The sequence below is a fragment of the Mesorhizobium dulcispinae genome, from assembly GCF_033977345.1.
In the GTDB taxonomy this organism is placed as follows: Bacteria; Pseudomonadota; Alphaproteobacteria; order Rhizobiales; family Rhizobiaceae; genus Mesorhizobium; species Mesorhizobium dulcispinae.
Genome location: NZ_JAVIIY010000025.1, coordinates 1 through 16353 on the forward strand (window position 1 = coordinate 1; position 16353 = coordinate 16353).

Consider the following 16353-nt stretch of genomic DNA (forward strand, 5'->3'; position numbering starts at 1 on the left):
ATGTCGAGCTTCTTCTCGTCACCCCAACGCCGCCGCCGTTCCTGACCAAGAATTTCGACACGCATCCCATACCTCGCCTAGACACGTCGCTAACGACGTCGTTAAGGACGTGTCTTAGGTCATCAAGGCGCTGTCTGGCAGGCGGTGCCAATCGGGCGGTTACCATATAGCGGGCTCGCTGGACGGCCCATTCATCGTTCTGTTCGAGCAGCAGCGCCCCGACGAGGCGGACGATGGCGTCGTCGTTCGGGAAGATTCCGACGACCTCGGTGCGTCGCTTGATCTCGCCGTTGAGACGCTCGATCGGATTCGTCGAGTGGAGCTTGGCGCGATGTTCCTTCGGGAAGGTCATATAGGCCAGCACGTCGGGCTCGGCGTCATCCATGATTGTCGCCAGCTTCGGGACCTTGGGCCGGATCTGATCAGCCACGGTGCGCCATTGGGTGCTCGCGGCCTCAGACTTTCCGTCGTTCGCCGCTTTGCGATCCATCTGCGCGGGATCGAGCCGGCAACCGAGGTGCCGCCGTGTGATCTGCTGCCGGGACGATCTTGCCGAGCGACGCCCTACCTCTGTTCGCAGGAGGACGTCATCGCCTTGATGACGGCACGCCGCATCGGGAAGCAACCTACCGGACCCTGATCGGCTTGCTGGCCGTGACCGGAATGCGGGTTGGAGAAGCGATCGGCCTGGACCGCGACGACTTCGATGCGGTCGGCGGCGGCCTCACCATTCGGCGCGGAAAGTCCGGAAAATCCCGCGAGTTGGCGTTACATCCGAGCACTGTTGCGGCCCTCGGCAATTATCTGCGCCGGCGCGATCAACCCCGCCGGCCGCCGAACACGCCCGCCCTGTTCGTCTCGCCGGCCGGCACCAGGCTGCTCTATGTGAACGTTCAAAACACGTTCCAGAAGCTCGTCTGTCGCGTCGGCATCGCCCCGCGCTCGGCAGGTTGCCGACCACGGCTCCACGACCTGCGGCACGCGTTTGCCGTTCGCACGCTTCTTGATGCTTATCGCGACGGCGGCGACCCGGGGCGCCGGCTTGCCCCGCTGTCGACCTATCTCGGTCACGTCGATCCGGGCAAGACGTACTGGTATCTCTCGGCGGCTCCGGAATTGCTGCAACTGGCCGGTGATCGTCTGGAACGACGGATCGGAGGCGGCGCATGACCGCCCTCAGCGCGACCTTGCAGGCGTTCTTCACCGACCGCCTGATCCGGCAGCGGCAAGCCAGCCCGCATACGCTCGCCGCCTATCGGGACACCCTGCGACTGATGCTGGTCTTCGCCGCCGCGCTTGACACAGAGCCTTCCAGGCTGGAGTTCAACGACCTCGATGCCGCGTGTGTCGGCGACTTCCTCGATCACCTCGAGCGTCATCGAGGCAACAGCGCGCGGACCCGGAATGCGCGGCTTGCCGCAATCCGGTCGTTGTTCCGGTTCGCCGCCCTTCGTTACCCCGAGTACGCCGCGACAATCGATCGGGTGCTCGCGATTCCGCCCTAAGCGTTTTGAGCGACGGCTTGTGACGTTCCTGACGGAGGAGGAACTCGATGTATTGCTGTCCGCCCCCGCGCGGTCGACCTGGACCGGGCGGCGCGACCACGCCTTGCTTCGGCTCGCCGCCCAAACCGGCCTGCGGGCGTCCGAACTGATCGGCCTTCACTGCGCCGATATCCATCTCGGTTCCGGCGCTCATGTCAGCTGTATCGGAAAGGGGCGAAAGCAGCGGATCACACCCCTTACCTCCAACATGGCCGCCGTGCTGCGCGTCTGGCTGGCCGAACGTGCAGGGCAGCCGGCCGATCCCTCTTCCCTACACAGACCGGCAGGATGATCAGCCGCGACGCTCTCGAGCACCGGCTCGCGAGGTATGTCGAAATCGCTGCCAGAAACTGTCCGTCGCTGCAGCGGAAAAGGGTCACACTGCACACCTTGCGTCATACCGCGGCAATGCGACTGCTGCGTGCCGGCGTCGACACCTCGGTGATCGCGCTGTGGCTTGGCCACGAACAGATCGAGACCACCCACATCTACTTGCACGCCGATCTGGAGCTTAAAGAACGCACCCTGGCGAAAACCACGCCGGCCAACACGGCACCAGGACGCTACAGACCGCCCGACAAGCTTCTCGCTTTCCTCGAGGCGCTCTAATTATGCCGACCCCATCGCAGCGATCACCGCCTCCGAAGCCGACATCCACCCCCAAGGTCGGCATAATCCGGACATCGGCATAATGGACGCGGCACCTCTGCCAAGTGGCGCACAGCACCTTGGTGACGGCCGCCTTGAGGCCTTCATGTGCGTCGGAGACGACGAGCTTGACACCGCGCAGGCCGCGACGTGTCAGCTTGCGCAGGAACTCGGTCCAGATCGGCTCGGCCTCCGAGGTGCCAATCTCCATGCCGAGCACCTCGCGCCGGCCGTCTGCGTTGACGCCGACGGCGATGATGACAGCGACCGAGACGATGCGCCCGCCGCGGCGAACCTTCAGGTAGGTCGCATCGATCCAGAGATACGGCCAGTCGCCTTCGATCGGCCGCTCGAGGAAGGCCTTCACCTTGCCGTCGATCTCCTCGCACAGCCGCGAGACCTGGTTCTTGGAGATGCCGCTCATGCCCATCGCCTTGACCAGGTCGTCGACCGAGCGCGTGGAGATGCCCTGGACATAGGCTTCTTGAATGACGGCGGTGAGCGCCTTCTCGGCCATGCGTCTCGGTTGGAGGAAGCCGGGGAAGTAGGAGCCCTTCCTGAGCTTGGGAATGCGCAGCTCGACCGTGCCCGCCCGCGTCTCCCAGTCCCTGTCGCGGTAGCCATTGCGCTGGGCCGCCCGAAGCGGATTCTTCTCGCCGTAGCCGGCGCCGGCGGCCGCGCCCACCTCCAGCTCCATCAGCCGCTCGGCGGCAAAGCCGATCATCTCGCGCAGCAGATCGGCATCCGGGGTCTTCTCCACGAGCGTGCGCAGGTTCATCATGTCGTCGGTCATCGGTGGTCCTTTCGAAAATGGGTTGGCGTCAACAACCAAACCCTACCGGAAAGCGCCGATGACCACCGACACGCCGCTCACTCGCTACAGCGCTACTAACGGCGCGCTCGCGAGCGGCTTCATCACCGCCAAGCTACACCACCTAATGGTACACGACCGCACCGGCTGGCGCTGGATTTCTCACATGGCATTGAGCCGCGCGATCATCCACCTCGCACTCGGGCGATGGAAACTCGCAAACACATCGCATTCAGGGATGCCCTGGCCAGCGCTCTTCTTGCTTTCATGATCTCATCGACAAACCCGCCACGGCCGACGCGGGCGGAGCGGGCCGGCAATCCGGCCCGCTCCGGCCGAGTGACCGCCGTCGAGCAACCGCCCAGATGCCGGACCCAAAGCGGTCTGAATTTTGGGCGCTGCCCGCCAGCGTCGCCAAGTGTTTGCGGTTCGTGGCGATATCAATAGACGGCTGCCGCGACCGCTCCAGATGCACTAGCTCCGCACTCGGCAGCCGTCGCGGCAACTCCCAGCCGGGTCGCTGCTGACGCGGACCGTACGGGTCAGCCGTTTCGAAAGGTGTAACCGTAGCCGTTGATCGCCGGGGCACCGCCGAGATGCGTGAAAAGAACCCTCGATCCCTTGGCAAAAAAACCTTTCTGGACCAGGTCGATCATTCCTTGCATCGATTTGCCTTCGTAAACGGGATCGATGATCATACCTTCGAGCCGCGCGCACAGACGGATGGCGTCCTTAGTTTCCGGGGACGGTATGCCATAACATGGGTAAGCGTACTCCTCGAACAACACCACATCATCCTCGACCAGTTCCATTCCGAGATCGACGAGCTCCGCTGTATGTTGGGCAATATCCAGCACTTGCGCCTTGGTTTGCGAGGGAGTGGCAGAGGCATCGATACCGATGACGTTGCGATGTCGACCGTCATTGGCAAATCCGACGATCATGCCGGCATGCGTCGAGCCCGTGACCGTGCAAACGACGATGAAGTCAAATGCAAACCCAAGCTGTTTCTCCTGAGCGCGCAACTCCTCTGCGAACCCCACGTAGCCTAGACCACCATACGGGTGAACGGACGCGCCAGCTGGTATCGCATAGGGTCTGCCGCCCCTTGCCTTGACCTCGTAGAGCGCCTTTTCCCAACTGCGGCGGATGCCGATGTCAAAGCCCTCGTCGACCAGATGCACTTCTGCGCCCATGATGCGGCTTAAGAGAATGTTGCCGACCCGATCGTAGACGGCATCCTCATGTGGAACCCAGCTCTCCTGAACTAGGAGGCATTTCATGCCGATCCTGGCGGCGACCGCGGCGACCATTCGCGTGTGGTTGGACTGCACGCCGCCGATGGAGACAAGCGTATCGGCATCTGAGGCGATGACGTCGGGGATGATATATTCGAGCTTGCGCAGCTTGTTTCCGCCAAACGCGAGTCCGGAGTTGCAGTCCTCGCGTTTGGCGTAGATTTCCACCTTTCCACCTAGATGCTTGCTGAGCCGGTCGAGCTTCTCGATGTGCGTCGGTCCAAAGGTAAGCGGATAGCGTTCGAACTTTTCCAGCATGTTCTCTCCGGCGATGCGTGAATGAGCCAAGACTAGCTATGCACATCAGCTTAAGGGGCGTGTTTGGTCTGAGGTCAGCTGCGCTGTCCGACGTCTTGGAAGAGCTTCGTAACATTCCAGCGCCTCATTCGCCGTCCCGACACGCAGCGGCCACGCCGGCGTCGCTACCCTGCCTGTCGCACCGAAAACTGCATCGCCGGGATGGAACGACGGAATGCGGTCGCCGTCGACCGCACCAGGCATAGCATTCCTTGAAAGATCCACCCGATGTTCACGGTTGATCCAAAGTGGCGTGAATCTGACTTTGATCTCGTCATCGCGCCTCAGTGGAGCAGCGATATGCCGCCCATCGGAAAGACCGGAGGCACATCGGAAGATTTATTCCTCACCACCTCATCATCGTCTGGCGGCTGACATTCCAACTGCGTTGCAACTCCGAAATGTTCAGCCCTTTGGCCAGATCTGCTAGTGCCGCCAGCCCGCCAGATCAGAAAGAGCACACTTGCGAAATAGGCTACCTGGAGGAGCAGCGAACAAGCCAGCGTTGTGACGACTACCGTGCGGATGGAATGAGAAGCAAAGTAGACAGCCAAAGCGTTGCTGCACAGGACCACCCAAAAAAAGCGATAAAAGATTCTGAAGGGCAACGCCGTTCTCCTGGTTTTCTCGCCACATCATGCAGCGACCTTGTCGGCCGCAACATGGGTCTGGCAGTTCTTCGGGCAGACGCGGGCGCAGGCTCCGCAGCCGACGCAGCGGCCTGCATGGTCGACGACCATGATCATGCGATTGAGCTCGCCATCGAAGTCGTCGTCTTCGTCGTTGCAGGGGCCGAGGATTTCGCCTGCGTCATCGACGCCGTAAAGGTGCATGACCTCGCGCGAGCAAACCTTAAAGCAGCGTCCGCAGCCTATGCAGGTCGTGCCGTCGATAGCGGTGAGATATTGCGGCATCCATTTGGAGCCGTCGCGGGTGACGAACGCGCTCGTCATCGCGCATTCTCCGATGCAGCGAGATCTCTCTTGGCAGCGTCCCACTCGGCAAAAACGGCGAACGTTCTCTCGGCAATCACCTTGATCTCGGTCCAGTTGACCGGGAGGTCTTCGGCAAGGTCGTGCAATTCCATCTTCGCCGTTCCCGCACGCGACTGCAGCTTGCGGACCTTCTTCTGCAGCTCTTCACGGTTTGACATTAATCCTTCCTCGAATACCGCTTCCATCACGCCAGCGCGACGTCGGGACTGACTTCGGTGTCTGCAGTCGCCTCGTCGACCAGTTTCGTACCGGCCTCCGCGAGTTGTCGGAACGTCTCGAAGCCGAACCGGTGGATGTCCGGACAGAACGACCCAACGCCTGGCACCGAAAAGCCCGCGCCCAGAGGCCTCACGGGTTTGGCCTCCACAATTGGCGATGTCGCCGGGTGGAAACGCTCAGCGATCGCAAGCCCGACGGCGCTGTAAAACATGTCGAGCCTCCACAGCGCGTGGGGATCGGGATAGCCCATGCCAGGGAGCGCGCGGCCCTTCTTTCTGGTGACGATGAAGCCGGCCAGCAGCGCTGCGTCCGATTTGCCTTCCCATAAGCAGTAGGACTCCTCAGCACGGATCAGCCGCACGAGGCATTTGACGAACGGGGTGGCAAGGGCCGCCTCGTCCTCGTTAATAGCAGCGCAGATCGCGGCTTCGGCCAATTTCATATTCTCCCAGTTCTGGCCTCTTCGTCGAATTTCCTTTTTCGGCAGCGCCTAGCTCGGGCACACGTGCGCGGCCGATGCCCGGCTCGGAGCGGGCAATTCCAAGCAATTGACGTCCCGGTGAGCGTTCTTGGACGCGTCTTCGACCGCGAGGCCTTCCACCATGGCGAGAATTGGCGTCCAACATCACTTGCGCCGCTGCGCGGCCGCGGGTCATCGCAAAATTCGAGCTTTGAAACTGCCGCAAACGATCCACCCGGTGCTGCATAGGGCCTACTTGCTGCGGCCACGCCAGGCAAATGGACGAATTGGCCAGTAAACATTCAGATTGACGCCTCTTTTTATGTATTTTTTCGGCCGCTCGCGCTTTGGTGTCGGGGGGAAAATGTTTTGCGAACCCGCGAAGAGAGCGCTGCAACGGCCCTCCCAGCCTTGTAGCTGGCTAGGGTCTGCAGCAAATCCGGTAGAAGGTGCTGTTTCTGTGCGTCCGGAATAAGCTCCGGACCTTCAAGCGACTTCAGTGCCAACCTGAGCAACTCGATCGCGCGATCCTTGTTGCCGCTGTCGTAATAGTACCTAGCGACCGCCGGATAAGACCGGAACTTAGGGCCGTCGGCTTGCGGGGGATTGAGTGCCAAGATGTGTTCGGACAGCTTTTTGCCCATCGCGAAACGCTCACCAGATGGAAAGTGCGAATGATCGTGCGCCGGACTGAAGAGCTGGCCTAGCGCTGCAAGCATCCAGTTCTCGGAGTTTCTATCGATTGCGTCGCGAACCAATTGGCGCATGACGGGCATGCCTTTTTGCATGTCGTTCATTCTGTGAAGTAACAGATGCACATGAGCCAGGCGAAAACTGATAATGTCTGGCATCAAGGCGATGCCCTCTTCGATCGCCGAGAGCGCCATCGTCCAATCCTCTGCCTTTATCGCCGCCCAGAATTTGTCATTGATTGGCTTCTTCAAGCCCTGTTCGCGCGCTATTGCGCCGCTTCTGGCGATCCGCGCCGTGTCGGCGGCCTTCGCTTCATCGCTGGCGCGCCAACTGCCGTTCAGCACTTTCGGCAAGACCTCGTCGAGTTGCCTCGGATGACCGATAAAGGCGATGTGGCCGTCCCGGTCGACCACGAACGAGGTCGGAATTCCGACCGAAAAGCTGGGCTCCCTCCAAAGCTTGTTCATTTCGCCTGTAGGGTCGAACGCGATCCGATAGTTCAGATCCGGGCATTTTTCGGCCAACCACGCGCCCAACTTGGCTCGGACCTCAACGGGCGAGAGATCGTCTTCATCAGCCGCGACTCCGACGACCTCAAGTCCGGCGTCCTTGTATTTCTCCTGCAGTTGCACCAGTTGGAGTGCCGCGGCCGCACATGGGCCGCACCAAGTCGCCCAAAACTCGACGACGTACACTTTGCCGGGCTGGAAACTCGCAAACGGCTCGCCACGCAGCCAGGTCTCGACCTTGATCGGGGGAGCCTGTGACTCCATCTGCAATGCCATGTTGCTCTCCAAGGCTATTGCCAAAGGTTGCGCGACTTTACGCGCGAGCTTGTTTCCCACTAAGCGAGGGGCACACGGGTTCAAGGAAAGCGAGCATCACCCGTCTCGCGCGTCTGCGCGCAGTGAGCGTTTACTCAGTCTTGCCGGCATCCAGTGTTGCCGAATCTCCACTTGCAAAGGCTGTGCCAGTGCGCTCGGCGTGCAGTAAGGGGTGGTTTCGCTTGAAAAGCCACCATGCGACGACGATGGCCGGTTGTATTGAACCCGACATGTTTGCCGCCGTTGTCAGGCTTCGGACATGCATCACGCGCTGCGCGTCGCCAGAAGAGCCTGGCCACGGACCACTCAACATGTATGCCGGCCAAGGACGAGCAGACGGACATCATGACTGCGTCGGCTATCGCCAGGCTCGTCATCATCGTCCGCTTCGCGCCCTTTGGGTTGAGCTTTGTGCCGTTACGGTCCCTCAGGCGGTAGCGGAACTCGGCATTTGTGATTGCAAGGGCCGCTCCATGCGCGTGCCGCTGTGCCCTCGCCCGCCTTGCGATTGAATTTCCCGGCTGGTGACAAAGGGCGTCCTCCACGACGACACCGGTCCAGCTGCGGCCCACCACTACCGCCATCGCCAATGCCGCCATTTTCAGATTGACTATGACGATCGTGGCGGACTGGCCTGGAGTGCTGGTGCCGGCCGGTGAACTCTGCGGGCTTCCTGCTTTGTGTTAGCTTGTGTGTTTCCGGCGCCCGGGCGCTACAGCGCCCGCCCGGGTGCGAATGCGAGCATTGTCGGATTTGATCAGCCCAGGACCGTTCGGCCGCCACGCGGGTCGGGCCGGACCGACTGAATACACTGAATGTGCGGCGGTCCTCGCCGCTCTACCATCTCAGCCAATGTCATTATGATTGATGCCATCGCTTGCCGCCCAATCCGGCAAGGGCCCGACCGTCCAGACTCGAAGTCGAGGGTCTTGGCCGCGGTACTATGATTGCGTTGTTCAGCCCCAAGCCAATCGTGAGGGCGATCCCTGATTTCGCCCATGCGGATGCCGATGCGGGTCCGAACGGCGTGCCGCGTCGAAAGGATTCTCGTTTTCGACCTGACGCCGACCTGCGAACCCTTGAGTTTGACTGCATTGAGAAACCCAGTACGTCGGCGCGGCAGTTAAGTTCCGCTCACGGATCTTCTCGGGCGAGCAGAAGGCATCCTAACTGCACACTGGAGACGTGCGGGATGCCTCGGGCCGAGGCGCTTGTAAATTGTATCGAGGCGCTCCGCGAAAACCTGCGCGTTTGCCGCGACCTTGGCCGACTTGGCATAAGGATAGGCGACCAGGGAAGCAGAGCTTCGAACAGCATAGGTGCGTCTTCGGAACCGTCACCGCGCCAAAAACAGCGGCAATGGCGGCTTTGCTTCTATCCATCTCCTCACGCCACCGAAGAGCCGCTCGCGCAGCCGCCGGCTTCCATAAGCGCCCATGACAATCATGTTGGCAGACATGTCGATTGCGTGCTGCGCGAGCACCGTTGCCGCCGGCTTGCCGGCGCTCGGCAGCCGGTCGACCGATACCCGAGCACCATGCCGGGTGAGATAGGCAGCGACGTCGGCTCCCGGCTCGGTGCCGTTTCCGGTGCAGGTCACCTCCGGATCGACCAAGGTGAGCCGAACTTCCTCGGCTCCGGACAGCAAATCCAGTGCTTCCCGAACCGCACGGGACGCCTCAACGCGCGAATCCCAACCGACCAGCACGCGCCGCGGCGACAGAGTCGCCTCGGCACCCTTCGGTACGACGAGCACCGGCTTTCCGGTATCAAACAAGCTGCCGTTGATAACAAGAGGTCCGAGATCGATGTCGTTGAGAAGTGCGGGGCCGACGATGGTCAGGTCACTGCAGAGCGCCCGCTGTCGCACCGCGTCGCCGACGCTGGCCTGGTCGCAGTATTCAGTATCGACGTCATGGCAAATCCACAGGGTTCCCAGCAGTTTTTGAATATCCCTGGACGTCTTTTCCAGAATGGCCATCTCGTGTGAAAATTTCTCGATATGCCTATACCGCTTTTCCAGTCTGGCAATGGCCGCTGCGCGTCGTTTTGGCCACTCGGGGATGGAACCGCTTAGCGGCGGAGGCGCCATAATAAGTACCGAAAGGTTCGCGCCGACCTCGGCACACAAGCCGGCAGCTATTGTGACGTCCTTATCGGAGTGGTGAGCTCCCGTCACACTGAGTACGCTTTTGAAGGCCATGGACTGCTTCTTTTCGAGTATGTTGTACCTGCAGGCGTTTCGAAGCCGCTAGACTTGCCCTCGCGAGGGAGATGGGGAATGGCAAACCGGCTTGCCATTCAGCCATCCGGCTTCTCCAGCGAGTAACCTGCCGATCTGACGGTACGAATGACGCTGTCGGGCGAGGCCGCCTTCAGCGCCTTTCTGATCCGGCTGATATGAACGTCGACGGTGCGTGCACCGATATGGATATTGTTGGGCCAGGCCGCGTCGATCAGCTCGTCTCGGCTAAAGACCTTGCCGGGAGCTTCAAGCAAATGGCGCAGCAGGTTGAACTCGAGCGGTCCGAGATGGATGTCGTGGCCATTACCGCGAACTCGGTAAGCATCGAGCTTCATCTCGAGGCCGCCGCAGCAGAGCCAGCTGCCGTTTCCGGCCCCGTTTGAACCCGGCTTCGGCAGTGCCAGCTTCGTGCGCAGACAGTCAAGCAGCGTGGCCGGCGCGATCGGCCGCACAAAGCTCTCGTCGATGCCTGCCTTCAAGAGATCGAGGTGCTGGTTCTCGGCGCCGGGGGCAATCAGGGCAATCACGGGAAGGCCCCCCGTCCGGGGCTCCCTCTTGAATGTTGCGCAGATTGTGGAGCCCGTTGCGCTTGCCGGCCCGCAATCCAGCACCACCGCCTGGAGCTCTCGTTCATCGGCCGCTGCAACTGCTTCCTTCACGCCGCCGGCCGGCTCACTCGTGAAGCCGTCCACCCCCAGAATGTGACTGAGGAACAGGTACAACTCCGCATCTTGCGAACAGATCAGGACCAATGGCTTCATCGGCGCTACCCCAAGAAGCAAATCGGCCTCGACCGCCCCGGTTGGGTGGGCGGGCCATGGCATGTCTTCAACGCCTGGCATGATCCCCATGCTCGAAAATCGCGTTCATCACGCCCGCGCCACCTCGGGATAGGCTTCAATGGCCGCGATCGCATCACCGGCCAGTTTCGTACCCGCCGCCGCAAGTTTCCAGAACGTCTCGAAGCCGAACCGGTGGACGTCGCGCAGGGTCTTCGACAGAACGACCAGCCGCCCGGCCGTGAAGAGCACGCGCCCGAAGCCCTCATGGCTCATCTCCATCATCGGCGACGCCATCAGGCCGGAGCGCTCCTCGATCGCGAGCCCCACGGCGGTGTAAAACATGTCGAGCCTCCACAGCACGTCAGGATCGGGATCGCCGATAATCGGGATCGCACGGCGCTGTTCCTTTGTGATGATGAAGTCGCCCAGGAGCTCGGCGTCCGATTTGCCTTCCCATGTTCCGTAGGAATCTTGAGCACGGATCAGCCGCACGAGGCATTTGACGAACGGGGTGGCAAGGGCCGCCTCGTCCTCGGCGACATCAGGACTGACCACGGCGTCAAACATTTCGCCTACTCCTCATTTGAAGTCCTCGTCTTCGAAGCACGGCTTCTTTTCGACAACGCCGGCCTGGCCCAGCACCTTGCGCAGCCAAGGCGGAGGAGCCTTGCTGAGCATCGTTTGCGTGCGCAACAGCACCTCTTGGATGGTTTGGGGCTGCGGCACTTTGATCGGATGGATTTTCGCCGAAATAACCTTGGCTGCCGAAGGTCCGCCGATAGCCAGACAAAACAAAAGATGACAGCCCTTCAGCGCCTCCACCTTCGGAGTGATGCGATCATCGCCCTCGCTGCGATGCGTCCCGCTCTCATCGGAAACGTCGTCGAAGGCCACGGCTTCCACAAGCTGCCACTCCTCGCGCGTCACGTCGTAGACTGCAAAGCGCTTGGCCGACCCGAAATGGGCATTGAGGTTCTTCATGTCTTGCGTAGCGATCGCCACGCGCAAAGCGCCGGCTTGCCGTGGCGGCATCGATGCGTGGACCTCGTCAGAGACGAGCGAGAGGCGACGAACTGAGCTCATCTGGCATTTCTCGGTGGCGGAATGGATCAAGCGCCTCAGGCGTCGGCGTATGTCGATTGGCCTGGAAGATGTTGGCAACCTCGAAGATCAGGTCGCGGGTCCCCTGATAGAGGACTGTGAGCTTGTGTTGGCTGCCGAGCCGGTCAAAGATTGGGAAGCCGACGCGCATGAGCGGGATGCCAAGCTGCTGCGCCGCCTGGCGGCCGTGGGAATGGGTGACGAGGAGATCAGCGCCAGCGCCAAGAGCCTCCAAATCGCCAAGATCGCCGATCTGAACCGAGTCCGCCGGTACTTTCTCCAGAATTTTCGACATATTGGTCGTGGTGACCGCCGCCGCGATTTCGGAGCCCATGCCGACGAAGAAAGTCGCGAGTTGGTAGAGTTGGTCTGGTTCGGCAGCGATCGCAATTTTCTTGCCTCCGAAATGGAAATGTCCGTCGAGCAACGCGTCCTGCAACTGCGCCCGACGCCGGCGCACCCCGGCCGGCACTGGCGCGCCCGAAATCGCTGACAGCAGCGAGACGAACCGGTCTGCGGCCTTCAATCCAGCCAGGGACTGGAACATCGCGTAAGGCACGCCGGTCAACCTGTGCAGCAGCTCGGCCGGGCGGCGCATATGCTCACCGATGACAATGCATCGCACGGCCGTGCCAAGCTCGCTGATGTCCTCGACGCTGGTACCGCCATAGGTGGTCGTGACCCAGCGGTCTGGCACTGTACCGTCGAGCGAGCCGGAGACGTCCGGCACAATCACCGGCTTGAGCCCAAAGCTTTCGACCATGTCGCGCAAATGCTCGATATCGGCCACAGTGAGATTCCAGCCGGGCAGGATCGCGATCTTCTTCGATTGCCGCGCCTGCTCGCCGGGACGCGTGATCCTTCCGATCATCGCCGTGACAGCCTTGGCCCAGCCCTCTTCGATCGCCCCCTCGAAATCCGGCGTGTTGGCCAGCACGATCTCCGTACCCGCGAGTTCTTCCGCGCGCTTCTGCCTGATATTGGCGATATCCCCTGCGAAATCCTCGCCTCGGGTTTCCGTTAGCGCCGTCGTGCAGACCCCGATCAACTTTGGCTTTGTGCGAGTCTTGAGATTGAGGATCGCTTCTTCCAGATGATCCGCCCCGCCAAGGATCGTCGCCACTTCGTCCATCGCGGTAGTCTGCAGGGGGATGGCTTCCTTGAAATGCCGCACGAAGAGCACGAGCGCGAAGCTGGTGCACCCCTGGCTGCCGTGGAACAACGGCATCGCACCATCGATCCCAAGAAAAGCCAAGGCTGCACCCAGCGGCTGCGACGTCTTCAGTGGATTGACGGCCGCGGCTTTTGTCTGGGGGAGGATGCGGACCATCGGCTTTCCTCAACACTCGCCGAAATCGTCGGCCGTCGTGCCGGCGAATTTCTTAAAACCCTGGACGGTCGCGGTCTCACTCTCCGTGCTCGGCGGTTCGTCCCCCGCGGCGAGCTGGCACTCCCACGGTGGTGGCTCCCGCACCTGGCGCCAGATCGGGTTGTGAATGGCGAGGTCGATTTGGCGCACGAGTTCTACCATGCCGTCATAACCGGCATAGGGCTGGTGACGCTCCTGGTTGATATCGAGCCAGGGTACCTTGGCCTTCAGTGCGATAAACTGCGTGCGCCCTCCCGACAGCATGATGTCGGCCTCGTGTTTCGAGAGCATTGCGTAAAGCTCGCGCGGTGCCATGGCCTCGAACATGTGGTTTTCGTCCTTGAGTATCTCCTTGATGCGCTCCTTGTCTTCGGGCGTTGATTTTTTGACCGAGGTGCCGACGATCTCGATGCCGATCTCCATCAGCGCATGGACCACCGACCAGGACTTCACACCGCCGGTGTTGAGAAGCACACGCTTGCCTTCGAGCCTCGGCCGGTAGGCCGCGAGCTTCTTCCAGGCAATCGCCTCCTCTTCAGCAATCAATGCCTCGGTGCGGCCGAGGATCTCCGGATCCGCACCCTTCTTCACGAGCAGTCTGGAGATCTGCCGGAGCGCTTCAGAGGTGTCGGTGATGCCGTAGAAGGAGCCCTCGAAAAACGGGATCTCCCAGCGCTGCTCCATCTTGCGGGCGAGATTGATGAGTGCGGTCGAGCACACCATCATAGTCGCCCGGGCGCGGTGCGCTGACGCAACGTCGAGGTAGCGCGCGTCGCCCGGAATTGAGGCTCGCACCCGGATGCCGAGCCGATCAAAAAGCGGCTTCACCAGCCAAAATTCGCCCGAGAGGTTGAATTCGCCAAGGATGTTGATGTCGTGAGGGCCGGCATCGTCGGGCTCCGCCGTGCCGATGACATGGTCGAGCAACGCCTCGCCGGCAAGCTTGTTGCCGAGATTCTTGGAGCCGACGAAGCCCGGCGCATTGATCGGCACCACCGGCAAGTCGAACTTTTCGGCCGCGCGTTTGCACACGGCCTCGATGTCGTCGCCGATCAGCGCCGTCACACAGGTCGAATAGACGAAGATTGCTGGCGGCGCGTAGGCTTCCTTGATCTCGCGGATTGCTTTGAAAAGCTTCCGCTCGCCCTGCCCCATCATCACGTCGAGTTCGGTGAGATCGGTCGTGAAGCTTGTGCGCCACAGCGTTGGCCCGGACGAAGCCGTGCCCCGGTTGTCCCAGGAATTGCCCTCGCAGGCGAGCGGTGCATGGACCAGATGCGCGACATCGGTGATCGGCTGCAGCACGATTTTTGCGCCGTCGAAGGCACAGCCGCCGGCTGCCGCCCCGGGGGTCAGCGGCTTGGAGCAGCCCTTTTTGCGCGCCTCGGCGTCCTTGCCGCGGTTGTTTTCGCAGGCAGGCTCGTTGAAGACATCTTGGATTTTGGCATTGAGCGAGGACATTACGCCGGTCTCCAAAGTCCATCGAGAAGACGGACCGGCCCTAAAAGCCGGCCGCCGCTCTTAGCGGGTGAGGTCATAAGAATAGTCCGTCACCCCCGTCTCGCTTGTCTCGCGATCGAGCTTGTCGAAGATCTTGTCGAGGATTGTCGTCAGTACGCGCAACCCGCCTTGGTAGCCCATGAGCGCAAAGCGATGGTGATGGTGCCGGTCGAAGATCGGAAACATCAGCCGGATCAGCGGCGTGCCGGTGTCGCGCTCCAGATACTTGCCATAGGAATTGCCGATCAACAGGTCCACGGGCTCGGTGAAGAGCAGCGATCGCATCGCCCACAGGTCCTTGCCCGCCCAGACTTGAGCCTCCTTGCCGAAGGGCGAGGATGCAAGCAGCTCCTTCATCTGGTCTTCCCACGCCTTCGTGCCGTTGGTGGCGAGGCAGTGAGTCGGCTCGCCGCCTGTCTCCATGATGAAGCGGGCCATGGCGTGGACAAAGTCCGGGTCGCCGTAGAGTGCGTATTTCTTGCCGTGCAGCCACGATTGGCTGTCCGCCATGGCGTCAACAAGTCGGCCGCGCTCCAGCCGGATTGCCTCGGGGATTTCCTTGCCGGAGATCGCGGAGACCTCCACGAGGAATTCGTCGGTCGCCTGGACGCCCAGCGGGTAATGGAACGAGGCTGTGGCCTGGCCGACCTCCTCGCAATATTCCAGCGTCTTTCGGGTGTTGTAATGCTGTAGCGAAAGTGTCGCCTCGGCGTTGAGTGCGTTCCTCACGTCTTGGATTTTCGTGCCGCCGTCATACATGCGGTATTCGCCGTCCGATGGTGTGTCGAACTGGTCAGAGGCATCTTGGATGAACGTGTAGGACACGCCCATCAGATCGAGCAGGCGTTTGAGTTCCCGGTTGTTGCCAACGCAAAAGCCGTCGAAGCCCGGAATGATGTTGATCGTCCCTGGGGCTTCCGTTCGCTCCTGGCCTTTCCAGAAGTGTTCCAAAATGCCCTTGACCGTACCATCATAGCCGTCGATGTGGCTGCCGACGAAGGCCGGCGTGTGCGCGAAGGGCACGTCGAAGTCGCGCGGGACCGAGCCTTCTTCCTTGGCGTTCTCTATGAAGCTGTGCAGGTCGTCGCCAATGACCTCGGCCATACAAGTCGTCGACACGGCGATCATCTTCGGGTCATAGAGTTGATACGTGTTGGCGAGCCCGTCGACCATGTTCTTCAGGCCGCCGAACACTGCCGCGTCCTCGGTCATCGAGGAAGAAACCGCCGAAGCAGGCTCCTTGAAATGGCGCGACAGGTGCGAGCGGTAGTAAGCCACGCAACCCTGACTACCGTGCACGAAGGGCATGGTTCGCTCGAAGCCCGTGGCCGCGAACACCGCGCCGAGCGGCTGGCAGGCCTTGGCGGGGTTGATGACAAGCGCTTCGCGAGCGAAGTTTTTTTCCCGGTATTCCCAGGTCTCGGTGAACTCGCGTTGATCGGTAACGACCTGATCCTGGTGCGGACATTCGAAATTCAGCTTCTTCTCGGCCAGCATCTGCCTGTACTCCGGCTCGCGGAAGAGGGGCGCATGGTCGAGAATTTTTTCGGCCGACTGCGGCATGGTG

General features: G+C 61.3%; 18 protein-coding genes and 2 pseudogenes. 5 read left to right on the top strand and 15 right to left on the bottom strand.

Annotation, left to right across the window (positions count from 1 at the left end; genetic code table 11):
• Positions 1–142 precede the first annotated feature (142 nt).
• Positions 143–454, bottom strand: a pseudogene (locus tag RFN30_RS29720) (transposase); the annotation flags it as partial.
• A 95-nt stretch (positions 455–549) separates the two neighbouring features.
• Here RFN30_RS29720 and RFN30_RS29725 point away from each other — a divergent pair.
• Genes RFN30_RS29725 through RFN30_RS29740 form a run of 4 tightly spaced genes read left to right on the top strand, consistent with a single transcriptional unit; the run spans position 550 to position 2153 of the window.
• Complete coding sequence (locus RFN30_RS29725; protein ID WP_320265589.1) at positions 550–1170, top strand: tyrosine-type recombinase/integrase; 621 nt, start codon at positions 550–552, stop codon at positions 1168–1170.
• On the top strand, positions 1167–1505 hold the full coding sequence (locus RFN30_RS29730) for a site-specific integrase (RefSeq protein WP_320265590.1): 339 nt from the start codon (positions 1167–1169) through the stop codon (positions 1503–1505). The genes RFN30_RS29725 and RFN30_RS29730 overlap by 4 nt, the downstream gene beginning before the upstream one ends.
• Positions 1506–1524: 19 nt before the next feature.
• Positions 1525–1836, top strand: a complete 312-nt coding sequence (locus RFN30_RS29735) for a tyrosine-type recombinase/integrase (RefSeq protein ID WP_320265591.1) — start codon at positions 1525–1527, stop codon at positions 1834–1836.
• Complete coding sequence (locus RFN30_RS29740; RefSeq protein WP_320265592.1) at positions 1833–2153, top strand: tyrosine-type recombinase/integrase; 321 nt, start codon at positions 1833–1835, stop codon at positions 2151–2153. The genes RFN30_RS29735 and RFN30_RS29740 overlap by 4 nt, the downstream gene beginning before the upstream one ends.
• A 79-nt stretch (positions 2154–2232) precedes the next feature.
• Here the strand turns inward: RFN30_RS29740 and RFN30_RS29745 are convergent.
• A pseudogene (locus tag RFN30_RS29745) lies at positions 2233–2985 on the bottom strand (IS256 family transposase); the annotation flags it as partial.
• A gap of 58 nt (positions 2986–3043) precedes the next feature.
• Between RFN30_RS29745 and RFN30_RS29750 the strand changes: the two are divergent.
• Positions 3044–3274, top strand: a complete 231-nt coding sequence (locus RFN30_RS29750; protein ID WP_320265593.1) for a hypothetical protein — start codon at positions 3044–3046, stop codon at positions 3272–3274.
• Between the two features lie 271 nt (positions 3275–3545).
• Here RFN30_RS29750 and RFN30_RS29755 read toward each other — a convergent pair whose 3' ends face one another.
• From RFN30_RS29755 to nifK, 13 genes are all read right to left on the bottom strand, one after another.
• Entirely contained in the window at positions 3546–4559 is a 1014-nt protein-coding gene (locus RFN30_RS29755) for a 1-aminocyclopropane-1-carboxylate deaminase (RefSeq protein ID WP_320265594.1), read from the bottom strand.
• A 323-nt stretch (positions 4560–4882) separates the two neighbouring features.
• On the bottom strand, positions 4883–5206 hold the full coding sequence (locus RFN30_RS29760; protein ID WP_320265595.1) for an exopolysaccharide production repressor protein: 324 nt from the start codon (positions 5204–5206) through the stop codon (positions 4883–4885).
• Between the two features lie 27 nt (positions 5207–5233).
• A complete protein-coding gene (fdxB, locus tag RFN30_RS29765; protein ID WP_320215349.1) occupies positions 5234–5551 on the bottom strand; it encodes a ferredoxin III, nif-specific in 318 nt (105 codons plus the stop codon).
• Positions 5548–5751 carry a CCE_0567 family metalloprotein gene (locus tag RFN30_RS29770; protein WP_320236493.1) on the bottom strand — a complete coding sequence of 68 codons (204 nt, stop codon included), beginning with the start codon at positions 5749–5751 and terminating at the stop codon, positions 5548–5550. The genes fdxB and RFN30_RS29770 overlap by 4 nt, the downstream gene beginning before the upstream one ends.
• Positions 5752–5777: 26 nt before the next feature.
• A complete protein-coding gene (locus RFN30_RS29775) occupies positions 5778–6248 on the bottom strand; it encodes a DUF269 domain-containing protein (protein WP_320265596.1) in 471 nt (156 codons plus the stop codon).
• A 344-nt stretch (positions 6249–6592) separates the two neighbouring features.
• Positions 6593–7750 carry a TlpA disulfide reductase family protein gene (locus RFN30_RS29780; protein WP_320265597.1) on the bottom strand — a complete coding sequence of 386 codons (1158 nt, stop codon included), beginning with the start codon at positions 7748–7750 and terminating at the stop codon, positions 6593–6595.
• A 1375-nt stretch (positions 7751–9125) separates the two neighbouring features.
• Positions 9126–9992 (bottom strand): universal stress protein, encoded by an 867-nt coding sequence (locus RFN30_RS29785; RefSeq protein WP_320265598.1) that lies wholly within the window; start codon positions 9990–9992, stop codon positions 9126–9128.
• A 98-nt stretch (positions 9993–10090) separates the two neighbouring features.
• Entirely contained in the window at positions 10091–10876 is a 786-nt protein-coding gene (locus tag RFN30_RS29790) for a winged helix-turn-helix transcriptional regulator (protein WP_320265599.1), read from the bottom strand.
• Positions 10877–10903: 27 nt separating this feature from the next.
• Complete coding sequence (locus tag RFN30_RS29795) at positions 10904–11383, bottom strand: NifX-associated nitrogen fixation protein (RefSeq protein ID WP_320215356.1); 480 nt, start codon at positions 11381–11383, stop codon at positions 10904–10906.
• Between the two features lie 12 nt (positions 11384–11395).
• Positions 11396–11899, bottom strand: coding sequence for a nitrogen fixation protein NifX (gene nifX / locus RFN30_RS29800; protein WP_320265617.1), 504 nt, complete (start codon positions 11897–11899; stop codon positions 11396–11398).
• Entirely contained in the window at positions 11865–13247 is a 1383-nt protein-coding gene (gene nifN / locus RFN30_RS29805) for a nitrogenase iron-molybdenum cofactor biosynthesis protein NifN (protein WP_320265600.1), read from the bottom strand. Before nifN ends, nifX begins: the two co-directional genes overlap by 35 nt.
• A gap of 9 nt (positions 13248–13256) precedes the next feature.
• Positions 13257–14747, bottom strand: coding sequence for a nitrogenase iron-molybdenum cofactor biosynthesis protein NifE (gene nifE / locus RFN30_RS29810; RefSeq protein WP_320265601.1), 1491 nt, complete (start codon positions 14745–14747; stop codon positions 13257–13259).
• Positions 14748–14807: 60 nt separating this feature from the next.
• Positions 14808–16349, bottom strand: coding sequence for a nitrogenase molybdenum-iron protein subunit beta (gene nifK, locus RFN30_RS29815; protein WP_320229533.1), 1542 nt, complete (start codon positions 16347–16349; stop codon positions 14808–14810).
• Positions 16350–16353 lie beyond the last annotated feature (4 nt).

Excerpts from the sequence above, each read along its gene's own strand:
- RFN30_RS29795 (WP_320215356.1), bottom strand. The coding sequence starts at position 11,383 with ATGTTTGACGCCGTGGTCAGTCCTGATGTCGCCGAGGACGAGGCGGCC.
- RFN30_RS29730 (WP_320265590.1), top strand. The coding sequence starts at position 1,167 with ATGACCGCCCTCAGCGCGACCTTGCAGGCGTTCTTCACCGACCGCCTG.
- nifE (WP_320265601.1), bottom strand. The coding sequence starts at position 14,747 with ATGTCCTCGCTCAATGCCAAAATCCAAGATGTCTTCAACGAGCCTGCC.
- RFN30_RS29790 (WP_320265599.1), bottom strand. The coding sequence starts at position 10,876 with ATGCCAGGCGTTGAAGACATGCCATGGCCCGCCCACCCAACCGGGGCG.
- fdxB (WP_320215349.1), bottom strand. The coding sequence starts at position 5,551 with ATGACGAGCGCGTTCGTCACCCGCGACGGCTCCAAATGGATGCCGCAA.
- RFN30_RS29770 (WP_320236493.1), bottom strand. The coding sequence starts at position 5,751 with ATGTCAAACCGTGAAGAGCTGCAGAAGAAGGTCCGCAAGCTGCAGTCG.
- RFN30_RS29785 (WP_320265598.1), bottom strand. The coding sequence starts at position 9,992 with ATGGCCTTCAAAAGCGTACTCAGTGTGACGGGAGCTCACCACTCCGAT.
- RFN30_RS29750 (WP_320265593.1), top strand. The coding sequence starts at position 3,044 with ATGACCACCGACACGCCGCTCACTCGCTACAGCGCTACTAACGGCGCG.
- RFN30_RS29780 (WP_320265597.1), bottom strand. The coding sequence starts at position 7,750 with ATGGCATTGCAGATGGAGTCACAGGCTCCCCCGATCAAGGTCGAGACC.
- nifK (WP_320229533.1), bottom strand. The coding sequence starts at position 16,349 with ATGCCGCAGTCGGCCGAAAAAATTCTCGACCATGCGCCCCTCTTCCGC.
- RFN30_RS29740 (WP_320265592.1), top strand. The coding sequence starts at position 1,833 with ATGATCAGCCGCGACGCTCTCGAGCACCGGCTCGCGAGGTATGTCGAA.
- nifN (WP_320265600.1), bottom strand. The coding sequence starts at position 13,247 with ATGGTCCGCATCCTCCCCCAGACAAAAGCCGCGGCCGTCAATCCACTG.
- nifX (WP_320265617.1), bottom strand. The coding sequence starts at position 11,899 with ATGAGCTCAGTTCGTCGCCTCTCGCTCGTCTCTGACGAGGTCCACGCA.
- RFN30_RS29755 (WP_320265594.1), bottom strand. The coding sequence starts at position 4,559 with ATGCTGGAAAAGTTCGAACGCTATCCGCTTACCTTTGGACCGACGCAC.